Source organism: Stutzerimonas stutzeri, assembly GCF_024448895.1.
Classification (GTDB): domain Bacteria; phylum Pseudomonadota; class Gammaproteobacteria; order Pseudomonadales; family Pseudomonadaceae; genus Stutzerimonas; species Stutzerimonas stutzeri_Q.
This window is the reverse complement of record NZ_JAMOIC010000007.1, coordinates 148655-164971: the sequence shown is the minus strand read 5'-3', so window position 1 is coordinate 164971 and position 16317 is coordinate 148655. Positions and strand designations below refer to the sequence as shown.

The 16317-nt window shown below is 60.0% G+C and carries 18 protein-coding genes; 10 read left to right on the top strand and 8 right to left on the bottom strand.

Annotation, left to right across the window (positions count from 1 at the left end; translation table 11 throughout):
* Positions 1 to 46 precede the first annotated feature (46 nt).
* Both NA619_RS11090 and NA619_RS11085 read right to left on the bottom strand, forming a co-directional pair.
* Entirely contained in the window at positions 47 to 547 is a 501-nt protein-coding gene (locus NA619_RS11090; RefSeq protein WP_255962010.1) for a DUF2726 domain-containing protein, read from the bottom strand.
* Positions 548 to 1067: 520 nt separating this feature from the next.
* The gene (locus tag NA619_RS11085) at positions 1068 to 1655 is read right to left on the bottom strand and encodes a TIGR00730 family Rossman fold protein (RefSeq protein WP_255961924.1); all 588 of its coding nucleotides are present in this window, start codon (positions 1653 to 1655) and stop codon (positions 1068 to 1070) included.
* Positions 1656 to 2301: 646 nt separating this feature from the next.
* Between NA619_RS11085 and NA619_RS11080 the strand changes: the two genes are divergently transcribed.
* Together NA619_RS11080 and NA619_RS11075 are read left to right on the top strand one after the other, a co-directional pair.
* The gene (locus NA619_RS11080) at positions 2302 to 3252 is read left to right on the top strand and encodes an alpha/beta fold hydrolase (RefSeq protein WP_255961923.1); all 951 of its coding nucleotides are present in this window, start codon (positions 2302 to 2304) and stop codon (positions 3250 to 3252) included.
* Positions 3253 to 3385: 133 nt separating this feature from the next.
* Complete coding sequence (locus NA619_RS11075) at positions 3386 to 4297, top strand: SDR family oxidoreductase (RefSeq protein WP_255961922.1); 912 nt, start codon at positions 3386 to 3388, stop codon at positions 4295 to 4297.
* 49 nt (positions 4298 to 4346) lie between these two features.
* Here NA619_RS11075 and dauA read toward each other — a convergent pair whose 3' ends face one another.
* Positions 4347 to 6077, bottom strand: a complete 1731-nt coding sequence (gene dauA, locus NA619_RS11070) for a C4-dicarboxylic acid transporter DauA (RefSeq protein ID WP_255961920.1) — start codon at positions 6075 to 6077, stop codon at positions 4347 to 4349.
* 194 nt (positions 6078 to 6271) lie between these two features.
* Between dauA and NA619_RS11065 the strand changes: the two genes are divergently transcribed.
* Both NA619_RS11065 and mqo read left to right on the top strand, forming a co-directional pair.
* Positions 6272 to 6559: a PA4642 family protein gene (locus NA619_RS11065; RefSeq protein ID WP_255961919.1), complete on the top strand. Its 288-nt coding sequence runs from the start codon at positions 6272 to 6274 to the stop codon at positions 6557 to 6559.
* A gap of 298 nt (positions 6560 to 6857) precedes the next feature.
* Positions 6858 to 8369 carry a malate dehydrogenase (quinone) gene (gene mqo / locus NA619_RS11060; RefSeq protein ID WP_336605455.1) on the top strand — a complete coding sequence of 504 codons (1512 nt, stop codon included), beginning with the start codon at positions 6858 to 6860 and terminating at the stop codon, positions 8367 to 8369.
* A gap of 68 nt (positions 8370 to 8437) precedes the next feature.
* Here mqo and NA619_RS11055 read toward each other — a convergent pair whose 3' ends face one another.
* Positions 8438 to 8782, bottom strand: coding sequence for a hypothetical protein (locus NA619_RS11055; RefSeq protein ID WP_255961918.1), 345 nt, complete (start codon positions 8780 to 8782; stop codon positions 8438 to 8440).
* A gap of 24 nt (positions 8783 to 8806) precedes the next feature.
* Here NA619_RS11055 and NA619_RS11050 point away from each other — a divergent pair, with 24 nt between their 5' ends.
* Complete coding sequence (locus tag NA619_RS11050) at positions 8807 to 9391, top strand: YajG family lipoprotein (RefSeq protein ID WP_255961917.1); 585 nt, start codon at positions 8807 to 8809, stop codon at positions 9389 to 9391.
* A gap of 223 nt (positions 9392 to 9614) precedes the next feature.
* Here the strand turns inward: NA619_RS11050 and NA619_RS11045 are convergent, their stop codons facing one another.
* Positions 9615 to 10991: a DUF1329 domain-containing protein gene (locus NA619_RS11045; protein ID WP_255961916.1), complete on the bottom strand. Its 1377-nt coding sequence runs from the start codon at positions 10989 to 10991 to the stop codon at positions 9615 to 9617.
* A 424-nt stretch (positions 10992 to 11415) separates the two neighbouring features.
* On the opposite strand from NA619_RS11045, the gene NA619_RS11040 reads away from it, so the two are divergent.
* On the top strand, positions 11416 to 11691 hold the full coding sequence (locus tag NA619_RS11040) for a hypothetical protein (protein WP_255961915.1): 276 nt from the start codon (positions 11416 to 11418) through the stop codon (positions 11689 to 11691).
* 21 nt (positions 11692 to 11712) lie between these two features.
* Here NA619_RS11040 and NA619_RS11035 read toward each other — a convergent pair whose 3' ends face one another.
* Positions 11713 to 12876 carry a 1-acyl-sn-glycerol-3-phosphate acyltransferase gene (locus NA619_RS11035; protein ID WP_255961914.1) on the bottom strand — a complete coding sequence of 388 codons (1164 nt, stop codon included), beginning with the start codon at positions 12874 to 12876 and terminating at the stop codon, positions 11713 to 11715.
* A 206-nt stretch (positions 12877 to 13082) separates the two neighbouring features.
* On the opposite strand from NA619_RS11035, the gene NA619_RS11030 reads away from it, so the two are divergent.
* The 4 genes from NA619_RS11030 to NA619_RS11015 all read left to right on the top strand — a co-directional run bounded on the left by NA619_RS11030 (position 13083) and on the right by NA619_RS11015 (position 15170).
* Complete coding sequence (locus NA619_RS11030; protein ID WP_255961913.1) at positions 13083 to 13265, top strand: CPXCG motif-containing cysteine-rich protein; 183 nt, start codon at positions 13083 to 13085, stop codon at positions 13263 to 13265.
* Entirely contained in the window at positions 13266 to 13526 is a 261-nt protein-coding gene (locus NA619_RS11025; RefSeq protein WP_255961912.1) for a DUF2007 domain-containing protein, read from the top strand.
* A 59-nt stretch (positions 13527 to 13585) separates the two neighbouring features.
* The gene (locus NA619_RS11020) at positions 13586 to 14206 is read left to right on the top strand and encodes an SOS response-associated peptidase (protein WP_255962008.1); all 621 of its coding nucleotides are present in this window, start codon (positions 13586 to 13588) and stop codon (positions 14204 to 14206) included.
* A 154-nt stretch (positions 14207 to 14360) separates the two neighbouring features.
* Entirely contained in the window at positions 14361 to 15170 is an 810-nt protein-coding gene (locus tag NA619_RS11015; RefSeq protein ID WP_255961911.1) for a M48 family metallopeptidase, read from the top strand.
* 22 nt (positions 15171 to 15192) lie between these two features.
* Here the strand turns inward: NA619_RS11015 and NA619_RS11010 are convergent, their stop codons facing one another.
* Positions 15193 to 15636 (bottom strand): ester cyclase, encoded by a 444-nt coding sequence (locus NA619_RS11010; protein WP_255961910.1) that lies wholly within the window; start codon positions 15634 to 15636, stop codon positions 15193 to 15195.
* An 85-nt stretch (positions 15637 to 15721) separates the two neighbouring features.
* Positions 15722 to 16309, bottom strand: a complete 588-nt coding sequence (locus NA619_RS11005) for a TMEM165/GDT1 family protein (RefSeq protein WP_255961909.1) — start codon at positions 16307 to 16309, stop codon at positions 15722 to 15724.
* Positions 16310 to 16317: the final 8 nt, after the last annotated feature.

Genomic DNA, 16317 nt, shown 5'->3' with positions numbered 1-16317 from the left:
ACCGATTGTCTGTTTCGACCACGAGAGGCAGGCGCGATTCTCGGCGCTAGACGGGTGGTTCGGCTGGAGAGTGGTTCGCCAGAGCTTGTTCGATGTCTGCGCACACCTCGTCATAAGCTCGAGCACGTTCCGGGCTCAGGCGCACCAGCGGCAGGCCCACCGTGTTGCACAACTCGTCGAGGAAGGCATTGGCTTCTGTCGCTGGCTCCATCTCGATAGCGCAGACTGGCTCAAGTGTGTCCGGATGGCAGAGTAGGAAATCGATACGGGCCGCGGAGATCCGATTGTGTGCTCTATACCAAGGGGCTCGCCGGGGAATGGCAGTGACCTCAATGACGTCGGCGAGCCTCACTTTACTGAGAATCCGGTATTCGTTACCCACCGCCTGTTGCAAGAGCCCCAATAGGTTGCGTTCAGCAGGCTCGAACAAAGGTTTTTTTAACTGGTACGGCATGCGCAGCGCTGGGTGGTTGTATTGGCGCTGTTTCACGAAGAAAACCAGCGAAAAGCAGATGAATGCGGCTAAGACCAACCCTAGAAAAGCCATCATTGCGCGATTGTTCCGGCGGCCTTCGACAAGCCGGGGGTGACCGGGTATTGAACTGACATGAGAACTCCGCGCGTCCGCTGATTGCTTTATAGGAAGTTTGAGCCCGTCCAGAGCGGGAGAGTTCGCTAACTCCCCTGTAAACATCTATGTGTCCTATCGGAAGCAACAGATGTTCAGACGGCCGTTGAGTTATCCCGGATTTATGTGGGTCAATCTGTGGATAAGATAGGGGCTTTCATCTGCAAGCCTCGCGCAGCTTACATTCCAGGCTGCTGATCAAATGCTGTTCAATATTTCTTGGCACATCGGAAGAGCATACTTAGCGCTGCCTTACAACCGATAACAGCTAATTTTTCAGGCGTTGTATGGCAGAGTCATATGTTATCCACGGTCTCTGTGGAAGGCCCTGTGGATAACAGCTGGTGGGCGGGCGTGGAGCTGCGCTGCGCCTGCCCTGGCCTCGAATGTGCAGTTTTTGATCAATGTGCGAGTGTGCGCATCGGACTACTTCGAAGGCCTATCCGTTGCTTTGACCACTCCAGCGTATTTCGCCGCTGGGCTGCCACTGATTGAGCAGCTGCAACAGCTCCGATGCGCTATCGCTGCGCTGAAGCATGGCGCGGTGTGGTAAGCGGACGAAGCCTTCTTCTACCAGATGATCGAGAAAGTGGCTGAGCTTGCTGTAGAAGCGGTTGACGTCGAGCAATCCGAGAGGCTTTTGGTGGTAGCCAAGCTGGCCCCAGGTCCATACCTCGAACAGCTCCTCCAAGGTACCCAGGCCGCCGGGGAGGGCAATGAATGCGTCCGACAGCTCAGCCATTCGCGCCTTGCGCGCGTGCATGCCGTCGACCACTTCGAGACGCGTAAGCCCGGAGTGACCCACCTCGGCGTCTTTGAGGCTCTGCGGAATGACCCCGATGACCTCGCCGCCCGCCGCCATGGCTGCATCGGCAACGACCCCCATGAGACCTACCGCGCCGCCACCATAGACAAGTCGAACGCCGTTCTCGGCCAGCGTCTGGCCGAGCGTCTTGGCGGCTTGTGTATAAGCCGGGTCGAGGCCGGCACTAGCGCCGCAAAAGACGCATATCGAAGTCAGGGTCATCATCCTCTCCATCTGTAACGGGGATGGAAGCGTAGCGCTGCGGGGAATGATGACCAAGCATTAGCTGTGTTCGGCTGGGAGACCTTGGCTTGAGCCCAGTCTAATCGGCCAATACTGCCTATGTCGGGTTCGCACGCGGCTCTACGTTGGTTGGTCAGTTACTAAGCTAAGCGACCCCCCCGAACAGAGGGCTCGAAGCTCTTCACATAGCATCGACAGTCGATCCGTCATAGTTATACCCATTAGCTGTGCACGGTGCTGTGGATAAGCTATTCATGACTGTCTGCAGGCCACAAGCACCGGGGCTCTGCTAAGGTTGTTCAAATATTGATCAGAATGTCAGCTTGCTCTATAACTCGCTGTTTTTCTGGGGATATCTTCTCCGCTCGAGGAACGAGCGAAGCCGTCTTCGCTGCATGTAACTTGTCCAAGATATCTGTGTGGTGGTCTGTGGATAACGTGGGGAAACGAAGCGCCAGGCCGCTGCCGCAGTGGCTTGTGGGATGTTGATCAATTAGTGACCAACGCCGTTCTGCATACAACATCACCCTGCCATCAGGGGCAATTCAAGTGGTGAATGGTTTTGCCGCGACAGAGAACCTGTCTCAATCTGGCGCTGCCACTCGCTAAATCAAGGATCCAGGCCGTGAAGACCTTAATGAAACTCCTGCTCGCCATCGCGGCGCTGCTGGTTATTGCCGTTGCAGTGCTTGTAACGATCAGCTGGGCTCCGCCACGGCCCGTTGAAAGTCTCACCGAGCGGTGGGCGCCGGAGCCGTCAAGGTTCATCGAGATTGCCGGCATGCAAGTCCACGTCCGCGACGAAGGCAGGCGTGACGATCCCGTTCCACTGGTACTGCTGCACGGCACCTCGGCAAGCCTGCATACCTGGGAAGCCATGGTTGCTGAGTTGCGCCAGCAGCGGAGGGTCATCAGTCTCGATCTGCCAGGGTTCGGCCTCACCGGTCCCTTTCCTGACGGCAACTACCGCATGACCCATTACGTCGAGTTTCTATCGGCAGTGCTCGACCGTCTGGATGTCGGGCGCACGGTGCTGGTCGGCAACAGCTTTGGTGGTCAGCTGGCCTGGGAAATGGCGCTGGACCAACCGCAGCGGGTGGCGCAGCTGGTGCTGATCGACGCAGCAGGCTACCCGCGTCAATCGACTTCCGTGCCTATCGGTTTCAAGCTGGCGGCCATTCCGGGCCTGGCGCCTTTGATGGCCAACATCTTGCCGCGTCGGCTGGTGGAGTCCAGCACCCGCAATGTTTACGGTGATCCTGACAGGGTAACGCCCGATCTGGTCGATCGTTACTACGAACTGACGTTGCGCGAAGGTAACCGCGAGGCGCTTCGTGAGCGCTTCAAGCAGGTACCAGCCGTCGATAATTCCGGTCGGATTGCATCGATTCAGACGCCAACGCTGATCATCTGGGGCGGTCGCGACGGGCTTATCCCGCCGCACAATGCACGCCGTTTCGAACAGGACATTGCCGGTAGTCAGGTGGTCATTTTTGACGACCTCGGGCACGTGCCGCAGGAAGAAGACCCGGCGCGAGTCACCGAGGCCGTCAAGACGTTTCTGACCCGTCCTTGAGGGCTGACATCATCCCGCCGCCTTATGCCCGGGCATTCAGTCGTGGCGGTTTGATTGTGGGGCAGTCCGGCCTCGTCGAGACTCGGTACAGATCGAATTACCCATCCAAAAACAATCTGCTGGAGGAATCCCGATGAGTGAAGCCATTCGCTTCGAAGACAAGGTGGTCGTCGTGACCGGCGCAGGAGGCGGTCTCGGCCGCGCCCACGCGCTGCTGTTTGCCCGTCATGGCGCGAAGGTCGTGGTCAACGACCTCGGCGGAAGCGCCCAAGGCGAGGGAGCCAACGCCTCGGCTGCTGATCGCGTCGTCGAGGAGATCCGTCAGGCCGGCGGCACTGCGGTGGCCAACCATGATTCGGTGACCGAGGGCGACAAGGTGATCCAGCACGCGTTGGACAGCTTTGGCCGCATAGACGTGGTGGTGAACAATGCCGGCATTCTGCGCGACAAGACTTTTCACAAGATGGATGACGCCGACTGGGATCTGGTCTACCGGGTGCACGTCGAAGGCGCCTATAAGGTGACCCGAGCCGCTTGGCCGCACATGCGCGAGCAGGGTTATGGCCGGGTAATTTTCACGGCGTCGACCTCCGGCATCTACGGCAACTTCGGTCAGTCCAACTACGGTATGGCGAAACTGGGGCTGTATGGTCTGACGCGCACGCTGGCGCTTGAGGGGCGCAAGAACAACATTCTGGTCAACGCCATTGCGCCAACTGGCGGCACGCGCATGACCGAAGGTCTGATCCCGCCGCAGGTGTTCGAGCAGCTCAAGCCCGAGCTGGTAAGTCCGTTGGTGGTGTTCCTGGCCAGTGAGCAATGTCAGGAAACCTCCGGCCTGTTCGAGGTCGGCGGTGGCTGGATGGGCAAGGTGCGCTGGGAGCGCAGCCTCGGTGCCGGCTTCGACCCCAAGACTGGGTTCGACGCGGAAGATGTCGCGGCCAGTTGGCAACAGATCTGTGATTTCGAAAACGCAGCGCACCCGGCTGACAACATGGAAGCGTTGAAGGAAATGATGGCCAATCTGCAGAAGTACGCAGGCTAGAACTTGGGTCGGACGGCGCGGCAGGTGCCCTCCGAATTAGCCCGCCTCTTCAATGGGCGGTCTCCTGGGCGTCACCGGGCAACAGGCGTAAAGCTTTTGCCCGAGCCTGGGCGAGATTGCGCACGTGGTACAGATGCCCTTCCAGCGTGTGGATACCGGCTCGGCGCAGCTTGAGCCGCAAGCGCGCACTGCTGCCGCACAGGATCAAGGCGATGCCCTGCTTGCGATAGTCCAGCAGCACGTTCTCCAACGCTGCCAGGGCAGTCATGTCGAGCATCGGCACGGCACTGATGTCGACGATTACGATCCTCACGTCCGGATTAAAACGCCGCAGCACGCTAAGTGCCTTCTCGGCCGCGCCGAAAAACAACGGCCCACGAATCGCGTAGGCCGCGACGTGCTCGGGCAGGTCCTGCAGCAACCGGCTCTGGCCTTCACGCAAGCTGGTGGTGTCGGTCAGTTCGCTCATGCGCTTGATGAACAGTCCCGCAGCCAGAAGCAGGCCGACGCCGACTGCCAGGACCATGTCGAAGAGCACTGTCAGGACCAGGCATGTCAGCAACACCAGCACGTCGCTGCGGGGCGCGATTCTTAACGTCTTGACCACATGCGGTGCCTCACTCATGTTCCACGCCACCATCAACAGCAGCGCTGCGAGCGCGGCCATCGGCAGATAGCTGAACAACGGTGCCAGCCAGAGAATGGCGACCAGCACAACACCGGCGTGGATGATTGCCGCCAACGGCGAGAAGGCGCCGGCACGCACGTTGGTCGCGGTTCGGGCAATCGCTGCGGTGGCGGTGATGCCGCCAAACAGCGGAGCGACCAGATTGCCAATGCCTTGTCCCAGAAGTTCTGCATTCGGGTCATGGTTGCTGCCGGTCATGCCGTCGGCGACCACTGCGCAAAGCAACGACTCGATGGCACCAAGCATGGCAATGGCGAATGCAGGCGCCAGCAGTTGATGAAATAGTTCGAAGCTGAGCACCAATGGTTGACCGTCCGGGCCGGGCAAGAGCCAGGGCCAGGAGAAGTCCGGAAGAAAGGGTGGTATGCCGGGGTGCGAAACGCCATCGACGATGTAGCTGAAGCGCTCGCCCAGGGTGGCGACCTCAATGCCTGACGACTCGAGCAGCATGCCGGCCAGCGCGCCGACCACCAGTGCAACCAGATGGCCGGGCACCTTCGGTACAAGGCGCGGCCAGAGGATCAGTACGCCGAGGCAGAGTGCGGCAATCAGTGCGTCCCCCAGCTGGGCGCTGGGCATTGCACGAGCCAGCAGGCCCAGCTGCTCCACGTAATGCTGGGGCTGCTCGGTCAGGGTCAGGCCGAAGACGTCCTTGAGCTGCAAGGTCGCAATGACGATGCCGATGCCAGCGGTAAAGCCTAGCGTGACGGGGTAGGGCACGAAGGCGATCAGCCTGCCCGCGCGCAGCAGCCCAAGAGTGATGAGGATCAGGCCAGCCAGCATGGTACAGAGCAGCAGGCCGCCGAGGCCGAACTGCTGGGTGATCGGCAACAGGATGACCACGAAAGCCGCCGTGGGCCCGGATACGTTGAATCGGGAGCCTCCTGTTAGAGCAATCAATGGTGCAGCAACCAGCACCGTGTAGAGGCCGTGCTGCGGTGCGACTCCAACCGCGATCGCAAGCGCCATCGCCAACGGGATGGCGATGATGCCCACCGTCAGTCCTGCCGTGATGTCGCCACGCAGCGCCAGGCCTCCGTAGCCTGAACTCAGGGCCTGACGCCAGGCGGCGAACAGCGGCGGAAGCTTCATCCCAGACACTCCATGTGCGCAAAGCGCCAGTATAAGCACAGGCCTGACGGTGTCGGACCGGCTGAGCGCAACATCGCGGTCAATTCGCGGATTTTCGTGTACGACCTTGGTCGCATCGGCGCCTGACGCGTTGAGTGCGCCCGTCCCGCGGAGTAAACTGCCGCCCCCGTAAGGCCCGTCGGACCGGAGAAACCATGCGCAAAGACAAGCAGAAAGTGATCGGCGAAGAAGTCAGCGATGAGTCGATCAAATTGTTTCTCGAACCGGAGCCTGCTGACGAAACACCGCGGTCGCTGCACAAGCTGATCAAGGCTTATCGTGGATTGCGTGTTGATGATTTCGAGCGTTTTCTCGGATTCTTTGTCGAAGCCGGACTGGATCTGAATGCGAAGGACGCCAATGGGCATGACTTCGTTGACTTGATAGCAGATCAACGCCGCGCCGCGCCCTACATCGAACTGATCAAGGCCGCGCGCGGCTGATTTCAGTCGCTCTGTTGGTATACCCGAGGCTGGCGAAACCGCACTGGCCGAGTAACCGGCGGCCACAAAGATTTTCTCGCTGTACGCGTCCCGTTGAGCCCTGGCCTGTGGCCCTGCTCCGGGAGGCTTAGGAGCGAGAGGGAGGAGGCCAAAAGCCGTTCTCCCGACAGCGGGCAGGCGCCTCGTGTGCCTGCCTTCGGGCACAAGCCCGAGCAGCGGCATGGAAACCCCTCCGTTTCCAGCCGCCTGGCTGGTGGTTCTACATGATCGCGTACTGCGGTCGTGACAGTTTAATGCTGTGATTCTGGAGAACGCGTTAATGACGCAACACGATAGCGAAGCCGTGGATTTGGTGCTGGTGGGAGCCGGCATCATGAGTGCGACTCTGGCCGTACTGCTTAAAGAGCTCGATCCCGACATCAGGCTGGAAATTGTAGAACTGCAGGAGTCCGGGGCGGTTGAGAGCTCCAATCCCTGGAACAATGCCGGCACCGGTCACGCAGGCCTGTGTGAACTGAACTACACACCGGACAGCAAAGACGGCTCGATCGATATCAAGAAAGCCGTCACCATCAATACGCAGTTCGAGGTCTCCAAGCAGTTCTGGGCCTATCTGACGGGACGCGAAGGTTTCGGCAGTCCGCGCGACTTCCTTAACGTCGTACCGCACCTGAGCTTCGTCCGTGGCACCAAGAACATCGACTACCTCAAGCGTCGCTTCAACGCGCTGAAAACGCATCACGCGTTCGAAAACATGGTTTACACCGAAGATCGGGCAACCATGCAGGAGTGGATGCCGCTGATGATGCCCGGCCGCGCCGCCGACGAGCCGATCGCCGCGACCCGAGCGATGAACGGCACCGACGTCAATTTCGGTGAGCTGACGCGGCAGATGCTGGATTATCTGGCGGCCAAGCCAGGCGTGAAGATGTCCTATTTCCAAAAGGTCACCGGCCTTGCGCGCCACGGCAAAGGCTGGCGCGTCGAGATCAAGAATACCCGCGACGGTGGCGCCCGTGAGCTGGACGCCGGTTTCGTCTTCCTCGGTGCAGGCGGCGCGGCGCTGCCGCTGCTGCAGATGTCGGATATCGAAGAAGGGAAGGGTTACGGCGGCTTCCCGGTCAGCGGCCAGTGGTTGCGCTGCGACAATCAGGACGTCGTCAAGCACCACCAGGCCAAGGTCTACAGCCTGGCTGCAGTAGGCGCGCCGCCGATGTCGGTCCCGCACCTCGATACACGTGTCGTCGACGGCAAGAAATCGCTGTTGTTCGGGCCCTATGCCGGATTCACCACCAAATTCCTCAAGCATGGCTCGCCGCTTGATCTGCCGATGTCAATTCGCCCAGGCAACCTCAAGCCGATGCTTGCCGTGGCGCGTGACAACATGGATCTGACCCGCTACCTGATCAAGGAAGTCCGGCAGTCCATGGAAGACCGGCTGGAAACCCTGCGCAGCTTCTACCCGGAAGCCAAAGCCGAGGACTGGCGTCTGGAAGTGGCTGGCCAGCGCGTGCAAATCATCAAGAAAGACCCGAAGAAGGGCGGCATCCTGCAGTTCGGTACCGAACTGGTTTCGGCCAAAGATGGTTCGATCGCCGCGCTGTTGGGTGCATCGCCAGGTGCTTCGGTCACCGTCTCGATCATGCTCGACCTGATCGAACGCTGTTTCCCGGAGCAAGCCAGGAGCGAAGCCTGGACCAACAAGCTAGCCGAGATCTTCCCGGCTCGTGAGAAGGTTCTGGAAGCCGACGCAGTGGCTTATCGCGAAGTGTCCACGATGGTCGACAAGCGACTGGGGCTGGCTGATTAAGCCAGGCCTCGGCTGCACCAGAAGCCGCGCCGCTTCAATAGCCGCGCGGCTTTTTCATTGGATTTCAATTAGGTTTGGCTATGCCCGATTTGGCGAGCTTGGTGCGGCAAGGGCCGGCCGATCCAGCCCAGGCATACTTCATCGACCTGCACCCAATGCCCGCTTCGAGGCGGCTGCTCGGAGGTCAGCAGCATGCGGCAGCATTGGTCCTCATCGAGCAGAGCATAATGGCGCCGCGCCGGGCGTTGAAACAGTGCAGTGAGGAGCGACATGGGAATCTGTCCTGAGGGAATGCCCGGGTTATCGCACACCTGCGTTACCGTCAGATGAATGCGCAGAATCGCCGCATTGCAGGTCTTTTTCGCATCCGCTGTCAGGCGCTTGCACGGGTGGTTATACTGCGCGCCATTCATCCCTTTGATCTGGAGAAAGACAGCATGCTGAAACGCCTGTTGTTCAGTCTTGCCGCCGTATCGGCCCTGGCTCTGGCCGGTTGTGCTCACAGCCCTCAGCAGTTAGACCCCAATCCAAAAATCGATGGCACCATCAATCCCGTTGGCCAGGGTCAGCCTGTATCGGTCAGGGTTGTGGATGGTCGCTCCTCTCCAACGCTGGGCACGCGCGGTGGTCTTTATCCTGAGACCAGCGCCGTGATCGTCCCGAAAGACAGAGTGGTGCCCAAGCTTCAGGCGCAAGCCGAGGCAGCTGTCCGTCTGCTTGGTTTCACCCCTTCGCCTAACGCCTATAACGCCCCGCAGCTGACATTGACGCTCGCCGAGCTTAAGTACCAGTCGCCCAAGGAAGGCTTGTATGTCACTGAGGCGACCATTGGCGCGACATTCCGCGTTGAAGTGCAAAACGGCGGTCGTCGCTATACGGGGCGTTACGGCGCTTCGCTGAATCAGCGTTTCGGCATGGCGCCGAACGAGCAGACCAACACCAAGCTGGTCAGCGATGTCTTGAGTGATGCATTGAGCCGCGCCTTCCGTGATCAGAACATCGGTCAGGTTCTGTCGCAGTAATACGCGTAGCGCCAAGCGTCTGGCAGTTAGAAGAACCCGCACCCTGGTGCGGGTTTTTTTCTGGCTATCGAAACCAGGCGAGTGAGGGTCCGCGCTGCGTAGAACGATCCACCTTTGCTGCCCGGCGTCGCTCAGTGCCGCGATCGGTGGGTGTCCGGGCTACCAATAAAAACGCCCCGACGATGCGGGGCGTTCGCGGCACGTGAATGCCGAAGGTAAGGACTCAGCGTACGCCGGAGTTACGCAGTGCGGCCGGTGTGTACTGGTTGGAGTTGGCCTTGTAGTTATAGGTGTAGGGGTTCTTTTCCTCGTTCTTCATGCCCATCACCAGGTAGCGGCCTGAGATCAGGTCGTACAGCGTTTCCATGGCATACAGCGGCACCTGGTCGTTGTAGATGTACTCGGCGTGTGCTTCAGCCACGCGCCACAGTGAGTCGCGACCGTCGTAGTGGTCGATCACCGCAGCCTGCCAGGTGTCTTCATCGATGAAGAAGTTACGCTTGGCATAGATGTGGCGTTCGCCTTTCTTCAGCGTTGCCTCGACTTCCCATACACGGTGCAGCTCGTAACGGGTCAGATCCTGGTTGATGTGGCCGGCCTTGATGATGTCGTCGTACTTGAGCTGTGGAGAGTCCAGGCGATAGGCATTGTACGGAATGTACATTTCCTTCTTGCCCACCAGCTTCCAGTCATAACGGTCCGGCGCGCCGTTGAACATGTCCAGATTGTCAGAGGTGCGCAGGCCATCTGCTGCAGTACCCGGGCCGTCATAGGCCACCTGTGGCGCGCGGCGGACGCGTCGTTGGCCAGCGTTGTAGATCCAAGCCATGCGCGGCTCTTTGACCTGATCGAGGGTCTCGTGAACCAGTAGGACGTTGCCGGCCAGCCGCGACGGCTCGGTCACCTGCTGCTTGAAGTAGAACAGCACGTTGCCGTGCTTCTCGGGGTTGTAGTCGGTCAGGGTATCGGTATAGACCACTTCGTCGACGAACTTGACCAGGCTGTAGCTGCCGTTCACCTGTGGCGTCGCTTGTGCCACGGTGCGACGGGCAGAACCGCCCCGGTAGCGGGTAATGTGGTTCCAGATCACTTCCATGCCGTCCTGGGGAATCGGGAAGGCAACGGCCGTATCGAAGTTCTCAAGACCGTTGCCGCCACGGACCAGTTTGGTTTGTGTGGCGTTCTTGCCTGCGGCCTCGTAGATGCGCTGAGGCACCGCCGCACTGCGACGGGTTTCGAAGACGGGCAGGCGATAGGTGTCTGGATAGCGCTTGAGCATGGCGATCTGGCCAGGGCTCAGGTTGTCCTTGTACTGCTCATAGTTCTGCGCGGTGATGGTGAATTTCGGCTTGTCGTCCGGGTAGGGGTCGCTGACGAAGCCGTCCGATCCGACGGCTGCTGCGTCCGCAGCCAGGCCACCTGTCCAGGCCGGGATAGTACCCGCGGCGTTTCCGGCTTTCTCCGCGCCGATCGGAGTCAGGCTGTCGCCCAACTTCGCTGCTTCCGATTCAGATACTGCCGCCATGGCTCCACTTGCCAGCACGGCGCTTGCCAGCAAAGAGAGTGTGAGGGCCCCCGACTTAAACTTGTTTTTATTCATTGTTCGGTCCTGTTGATCTAGTAACGGATTACCGGCTAGCGATGCCGTAAGCGCGACGCTTGCCAGTGGCAACTTCCACGAAAGGTGGCGGGCCGATAGCCCGGTAATCACGCCAGAGATGCAGCTATTACAAGTTGCCGTTTGCCCGAGTCCGCGGCAGTCCCGCCTGGTTGTTCGAACCAGGCGCACGCTCTATTTCGGTTGTTCGAGACAAGGCGAGGGTGAAGCTGCGAGGGACTATAAGTCAACAATCGAGACGGTGCCCATCTGCATAAATGGCGCAAATACCCGGCAAATTGCCATCTGTCTGTTGCGCTTCGTTTGGTCGGAATTTGGCTGAGCTGGCCGCGGCGCTTCGATAGACTCCGCAACCGCATCGGCGCCCACCGCCGAGCTTGTGCTTTCAGTGTTCGTGGAGGTTCGGTTGTCACTGAATATCGATTTTTCCGGGCTGGCGAATGTCGCTTCGCTGCTCAATTCGATGGCGCTGCTGATAGCGCTGGGAGGCGGCTGGCTGTTATTGGCAACGCGCTGGCGTCGGCAGCTCGCAAGTCATGCGGGGCAACTGGCTGGAGGCCAGGGCGCCATCGACAGGTCGCCCAGCGCAGCTACTCAGCGCATCGATCGCTTCTTCTATGGCTTCGGCCTTGGCAGCCTTGCGCTGGCCTGGCTGTTGTCGTCGCTCACCCGGCTGGTCTAGCCGCCGGGCGATTGCAAATGATCAGAGGCTCAGGCCAGCCTTCAACCGGTATTGATTACGAACCGGTGTAGCGTACTGCTGAATCAGATAAGGCTGCTGGACGCTTGGGCATGCCGCCAGACGCTTGCCCCATTCAGCTTCGGCCCGCTCGATCTCTGCCGGCGTGAATAGCTCGCTGATATCGGGGATCGTGATTTCCGGGTCACGAGCGTCCCAGATCCGATACGCCAGGTAATTCACCGGGAACAGGCGATAGCCACCGAGAATTTGTTGGTCGATATCGATTGCCAGTTGCTTGGCATCCTCCGCCACCTCGGTGATTGGTTTGCCAAAACCGACGTGCACCCGGCCTTTGTAGCCTGTTATCCCCAGTGCGATGCTGGTGTCATCTTCACCGGGGGCCTTGGTGTAGCCGCCGGTCGTGGCGCGAATATAGAGTTCCCGAGCCTTGGCCTGATCGCATGGGTCGTACTCATAGCTGATGGATACGGGTGTCGGCCTTAGCGACGCCAGTGCATCTGCGAAGGGCTCTTCCTTGCGGCTCATGTGCAGCATCTTCAGGATCGCCGAGTCGGTGCGGTCGTCTCCATCCTTGGCGCGGCCCTCGGCCTGGGCAATCCAGATCGACTCGCCATCGTTGCGAATCGAGTGATTGATATAGGCGGAGAGGACCTGATAAGCGGCGAGCTTCTCTCTGCGGCCAGTAACAGAGCGCCGAACGATGAAGCTCTTGTTCAGGCGCATCAGGTCGCTGACGAAAGGCCGTTGCAGCAGATTGTCGCCAATGGCGATACGCGGTGTACGCATCTTGGTCTGATACAGCGCGTAGTTGACGAAGGCCGGGTCCATTACGATATCGCGATGATTCGCTATGAACAGGTAGGCACAGCCGGGCTGCAGCTTCTCCAGCCCCGAATAGGTGATGCCGTCGGTGGCACGCTCGATGGTGCGATCGAGGTACATCTCGATCCGCGCCTGCAGCGTATCGACCGAATGAATGCTGGCGAACTCACGGCGCAGTCGTTGAGCTATAAGAGGTTTAAGCATCCAGCCCATCGGGCCGGCCAGCCGGGGAAACCGGAAGTGCGCCAGGATGTCGAGAAATTCCCGATCAGCGAACAGTCGCGCCATCACAGCAGGGACTTCCGCGTCGGCATAAGGTCGGATGGCTTCGAATTCGTCCATCATGCTCTCTGTAAGGGTAACAACTGAATAACCCCGGTGGTTTCGGGTCGAATTGGATGTCTGTGCAGTTGTAGTCAACACGGTGCCGCAAGCTGCGACGAATCACGGCGTAGCGCCAGGCGGACTCCGCAGCGCGGAAGGCAATTCGCCGGGCCGATTCAACAGACTGGCGGCGATTATAGCGGCAAGTGAAGCAGGAGACGCTGATGCTCGAATCACAGGATTATCAATGCCCCTATTGTGGCGAAGTGGTTGAGGCGCTGCTTGATCTGAGTGGCGGCGACCAGCGCTATATCGAAGACTGTTCGGTGTGCTGCCGGCCGATTGTTTTCGACCTGCGGACCGATGGCTGTGACTGGCAGCTGGATGTGCTGCGGGAGGATGAGTAGATGCAGCGGATATACGAGCCCCGGGATCTACTCGAAGCGGAAATGCTGCGCGGCATGCTGGTCGCAGAGGGCATCGAGGTGTACCTCAACGGACGGCACCTGATTGGCGCCGTCGGTGAACTGCCCGTTGCCGGCTTGCTCAGCCTGATGGTGGCTGATACGGAGGCCGAGCGCGCGCGGCAGCTGATCGCTGAGTACAATGGCGCCGAGCCGCTGCCTGGCGATGAACCCGAAAGTTACCCTGGCGAACTGATCTGCTGATATCGCCTCGGCGAGTGCAGCAATGGTAATCCGGCCCTTTTCAAATGAGTTTAGTGTTTATGTGTGGCCGTTATGCCCTGTTCCGTTGGAGTCCCACCTTCGCCGCTCTGCCCGGTTTCCCTGCCGATCAACAACCTCACTGGAGTCTGGCGCCGGGTGCGACGGTGCTGATGCTCCGACAAGTCGAGCAGGAGCTGCAGCTGAGCGACGTGCGCTGGGGGCTGACTCCCCCCTGGCTCGCTGATTTCACCAGAACGCCCGCCCAGGCCCGTGCCGAAACGCTGGCCGAGCAACCGATGTTTCGTGACGCTTTTCGCCTGCGCCGAGGCGCGTTGCCGGCCAATGGCTTCTACGAATGGCGCGGCACAGCGCGCAAGCGTCCCTACTGGATGACGGCGGAAGACTCGCTGATGTATTTCGCTGCGATCTGGGAAGCCTACCCGGTGGAGGGCCGTACCTACCTCAGTGCGGCAGTGGTTACGCGTTCAGCTGCAAATCAGCGAAGGCCGCTGATGCTGGACCAGGCTGCCATGGCCGCCTGGCTCGACCCGCAAACTCCGGTGGAAACACTGCAGTCGTTGCTGAATGCACCGCAGCCGGTGCTGCGTGAGCGCCCGCTGGCGACATTCGTGAATGACCCCAAGCTGGACGCGCCGGAGTGCCTGACACCCGTCAACTGACCGCGCCCTGGGGAACTCTCGGTTGATCATCCAGGCTGAAGTTCTGGTTGTTGCGTTTCAGCACGCGAGATGCGGCGGCCCGGCACTTCAACGCCAGTTGCCCGACGCGCAGCCTGGCTCTAGCATACGGCGCTGAATTCATGGGAGACGCGACATGCTCAAGCCGCATCCATTAGCTATTTTTCTGGCAGCCTCTCTGCTGGCAGGTTGTCAGGCCGTCAACACCACCAGCGGCGGTGCAGTCGGGGTCGAGCGCAAGCAGTACATGTTCAGCATGCTGTCGACCGAACAGGTCAACCAGATGTATGCCCAGTCCTACCAGCAGACCCTGAGCGAAGCGTCTAAGAAAGGTGAGCTGGAGAAAAGCAGCGCGGTGACCAAGCGTGTCAACACCATCGCCCAGCGGCTGATAGCCGAGGTGCCGGCATTCCGTCCCGATGCGGCGCAGTGGGCCTGGGAGGTCAACGTGATCGACAGCCCGGAGTTGAATGCCAACTGCGGACCGGGAGGCAAGATCATCTTCTACACAGGGCTGATCGAAAAACTGAAGCTGACCGATGACGAGATCGCCGCCGTGATGGGTCACGAGATCGCTCATGCTTTGCGCGAGCACGGCCGTGAAGCGATGTCCAAGGCCTATGGCGTTCAAATGGCCACGCAGATCGGTTCCGCGGTCGGTATCGGTGACGGCAGCCTGCAGCTGGCCAACATGGGCGTGCAGTATCTGATGACGCTGCCCAACAGCCGCAGCAACGAAAACGAGGCTGACCTTATTGGTCTGGAGCTGTCGGCGCGTGCAGGATACAATCCCAATGCTGCGGTGAGTCTGTGGCAGAAGATGGGCGCTGCGGGTGGCTCGGCGCCACCGGAATTCCTCAGCACTCACCCTTCGTCAAGTAGTCGGACCCAGGCCCTGCAGCAAACCATCCCGAAGGTGATGCCGCTGTACCAGCAGCGCCGCTGAGGGCTGCGATGCCACCAGCCGGTCAGGTTGGTGGCAAGGTGACCGGGATCGGGCTTTCCAGACCCAGCTGACTGCGGGCGCTTTCAAGGTCGAACAAGGTGTTGATTTCCTCGATGTCGCCGCTCGGGTTGAGCGTCCAGATCGACATCGCCGCGACTGTCAGGATCTTGCCGCTCGGCGCGAGGCCGAACACGGATTTCTCCAGGGTTCCGAACAGAGTGCTCGAGGTGACCACACGGTTGCCATCGCTCAGGCATTCATCCACCGCGACTTCCAGGTCTGGGATGGCTTGACGGATTTCCCGCACGATCAGGCCAAAACCGGCACTGTTTACCGGCTGAGAAATGAACGAACTCCTGTAGCTGAAGTAACGGCTCTGCAGCTGTTCAGCCAGTGCCAGTCGACCTTTGCTCCAGCTTAGATCGATATGCTGCTGAACCCGCCGTTTTCGTTCCTCCGGTGACATGCCGCCTGCTCCCCTCGAGTGCCGCCAGAATGCGGTAGAGCGCGCACTCTAACAGCACCCTTGGCGCGGCAATTTGCGCTGTGTATCAGACTGGAAGCGTGCCGCTCAAGCTCAAGGCCTGATAGACGGCATACAGCGCCAGTGCCGCGAAGCCGAAGGCTGCGATTCGGCGAATCAGAGTGAGTGGCATTCGATCAGCGGCAAAGTTGCCAGCCAGCACCACCGGCACGTTGGCGATCAGCATGCCCAGTGTCGAGCCGATGATCACCATTATGAAATCAGGGTATTGCGCGGCGAGCATGACGGTGGCGACTTGGGTCTTGTCGCCCATTTCTGCCAGGAAAAACGCAATCAGCGTCGCGGCAAAAGGGCCGAAGCGGCGACCCCGTGACGCTTCTTCTTCCTCCAGCTTGTCCGGTACCAGCGTCCACAGGGCTACCGCGGCAAAGGAGGCGGCCAGTATCCAGCTCAATATCGCAGGAGATACCAGGGAAGAGACCCAGCTGCCAACGGCACCGGCAGCAGCGTGATTGGCGAGGGTCGCAACCACGATGCCGAGAATGATCGGGACGGGACGTCGATAGCGCGCGGCCAGGAGCAGGGCGAGCAGTTGCGTCTTGTCGCCAATCTCGGCGAGCGCAACGATCAGGGTGGGGATGTAGAACGATTCCAACAGACTTC

Excerpts from the sequence above, each read along its gene's own strand:
- NA619_RS11075 (WP_255961922.1), top strand. The coding sequence starts at position 3,386 with ATGAGTGAAGCCATTCGCTTCGAAGACAAGGTGGTCGTCGTGACCGGC.
- NA619_RS11035 (WP_255961914.1), bottom strand. The coding sequence starts at position 12,876 with ATGGACGAATTCGAAGCCATCCGACCTTATGCCGACGCGGAAGTCCCT.
- dauA (WP_255961920.1), bottom strand. The coding sequence starts at position 6,077 with ATGAAGCTTCCGCCGCTGTTCGCCGCCTGGCGTCAGGCCCTGAGTTCA.
- NA619_RS11065 (WP_255961919.1), top strand. The coding sequence starts at position 6,272 with ATGCGCAAAGACAAGCAGAAAGTGATCGGCGAAGAAGTCAGCGATGAG.
- NA619_RS11045 (WP_255961916.1), bottom strand. The coding sequence starts at position 10,991 with ATGAATAAAAACAAGTTTAAGTCGGGGGCCCTCACACTCTCTTTGCTG.
- NA619_RS11025 (WP_255961912.1), top strand. The coding sequence starts at position 13,266 with ATGCAGCGGATATACGAGCCCCGGGATCTACTCGAAGCGGAAATGCTG.
- NA619_RS11020 (WP_255962008.1), top strand. The coding sequence starts at position 13,586 with ATGTGTGGCCGTTATGCCCTGTTCCGTTGGAGTCCCACCTTCGCCGCT.
- NA619_RS11090 (WP_255962010.1), bottom strand. The coding sequence starts at position 547 with ATGGCTTTTCTAGGGTTGGTCTTAGCCGCATTCATCTGCTTTTCGCTG.
- NA619_RS11015 (WP_255961911.1), top strand. The coding sequence starts at position 14,361 with ATGCTCAAGCCGCATCCATTAGCTATTTTTCTGGCAGCCTCTCTGCTG.
- NA619_RS11055 (WP_255961918.1), bottom strand. The coding sequence starts at position 8,782 with ATGAATGGCGCGCAGTATAACCACCCGTGCAAGCGCCTGACAGCGGAT.
- NA619_RS11050 (WP_255961917.1), top strand. The coding sequence starts at position 8,807 with ATGCTGAAACGCCTGTTGTTCAGTCTTGCCGCCGTATCGGCCCTGGCT.
- NA619_RS11085 (WP_255961924.1), bottom strand. The coding sequence starts at position 1,655 with ATGACCCTGACTTCGATATGCGTCTTTTGCGGCGCTAGTGCCGGCCTC.
- NA619_RS11030 (WP_255961913.1), top strand. The coding sequence starts at position 13,083 with ATGCTCGAATCACAGGATTATCAATGCCCCTATTGTGGCGAAGTGGTT.
- NA619_RS11010 (WP_255961910.1), bottom strand. The coding sequence starts at position 15,636 with ATGTCACCGGAGGAACGAAAACGGCGGGTTCAGCAGCATATCGATCTA.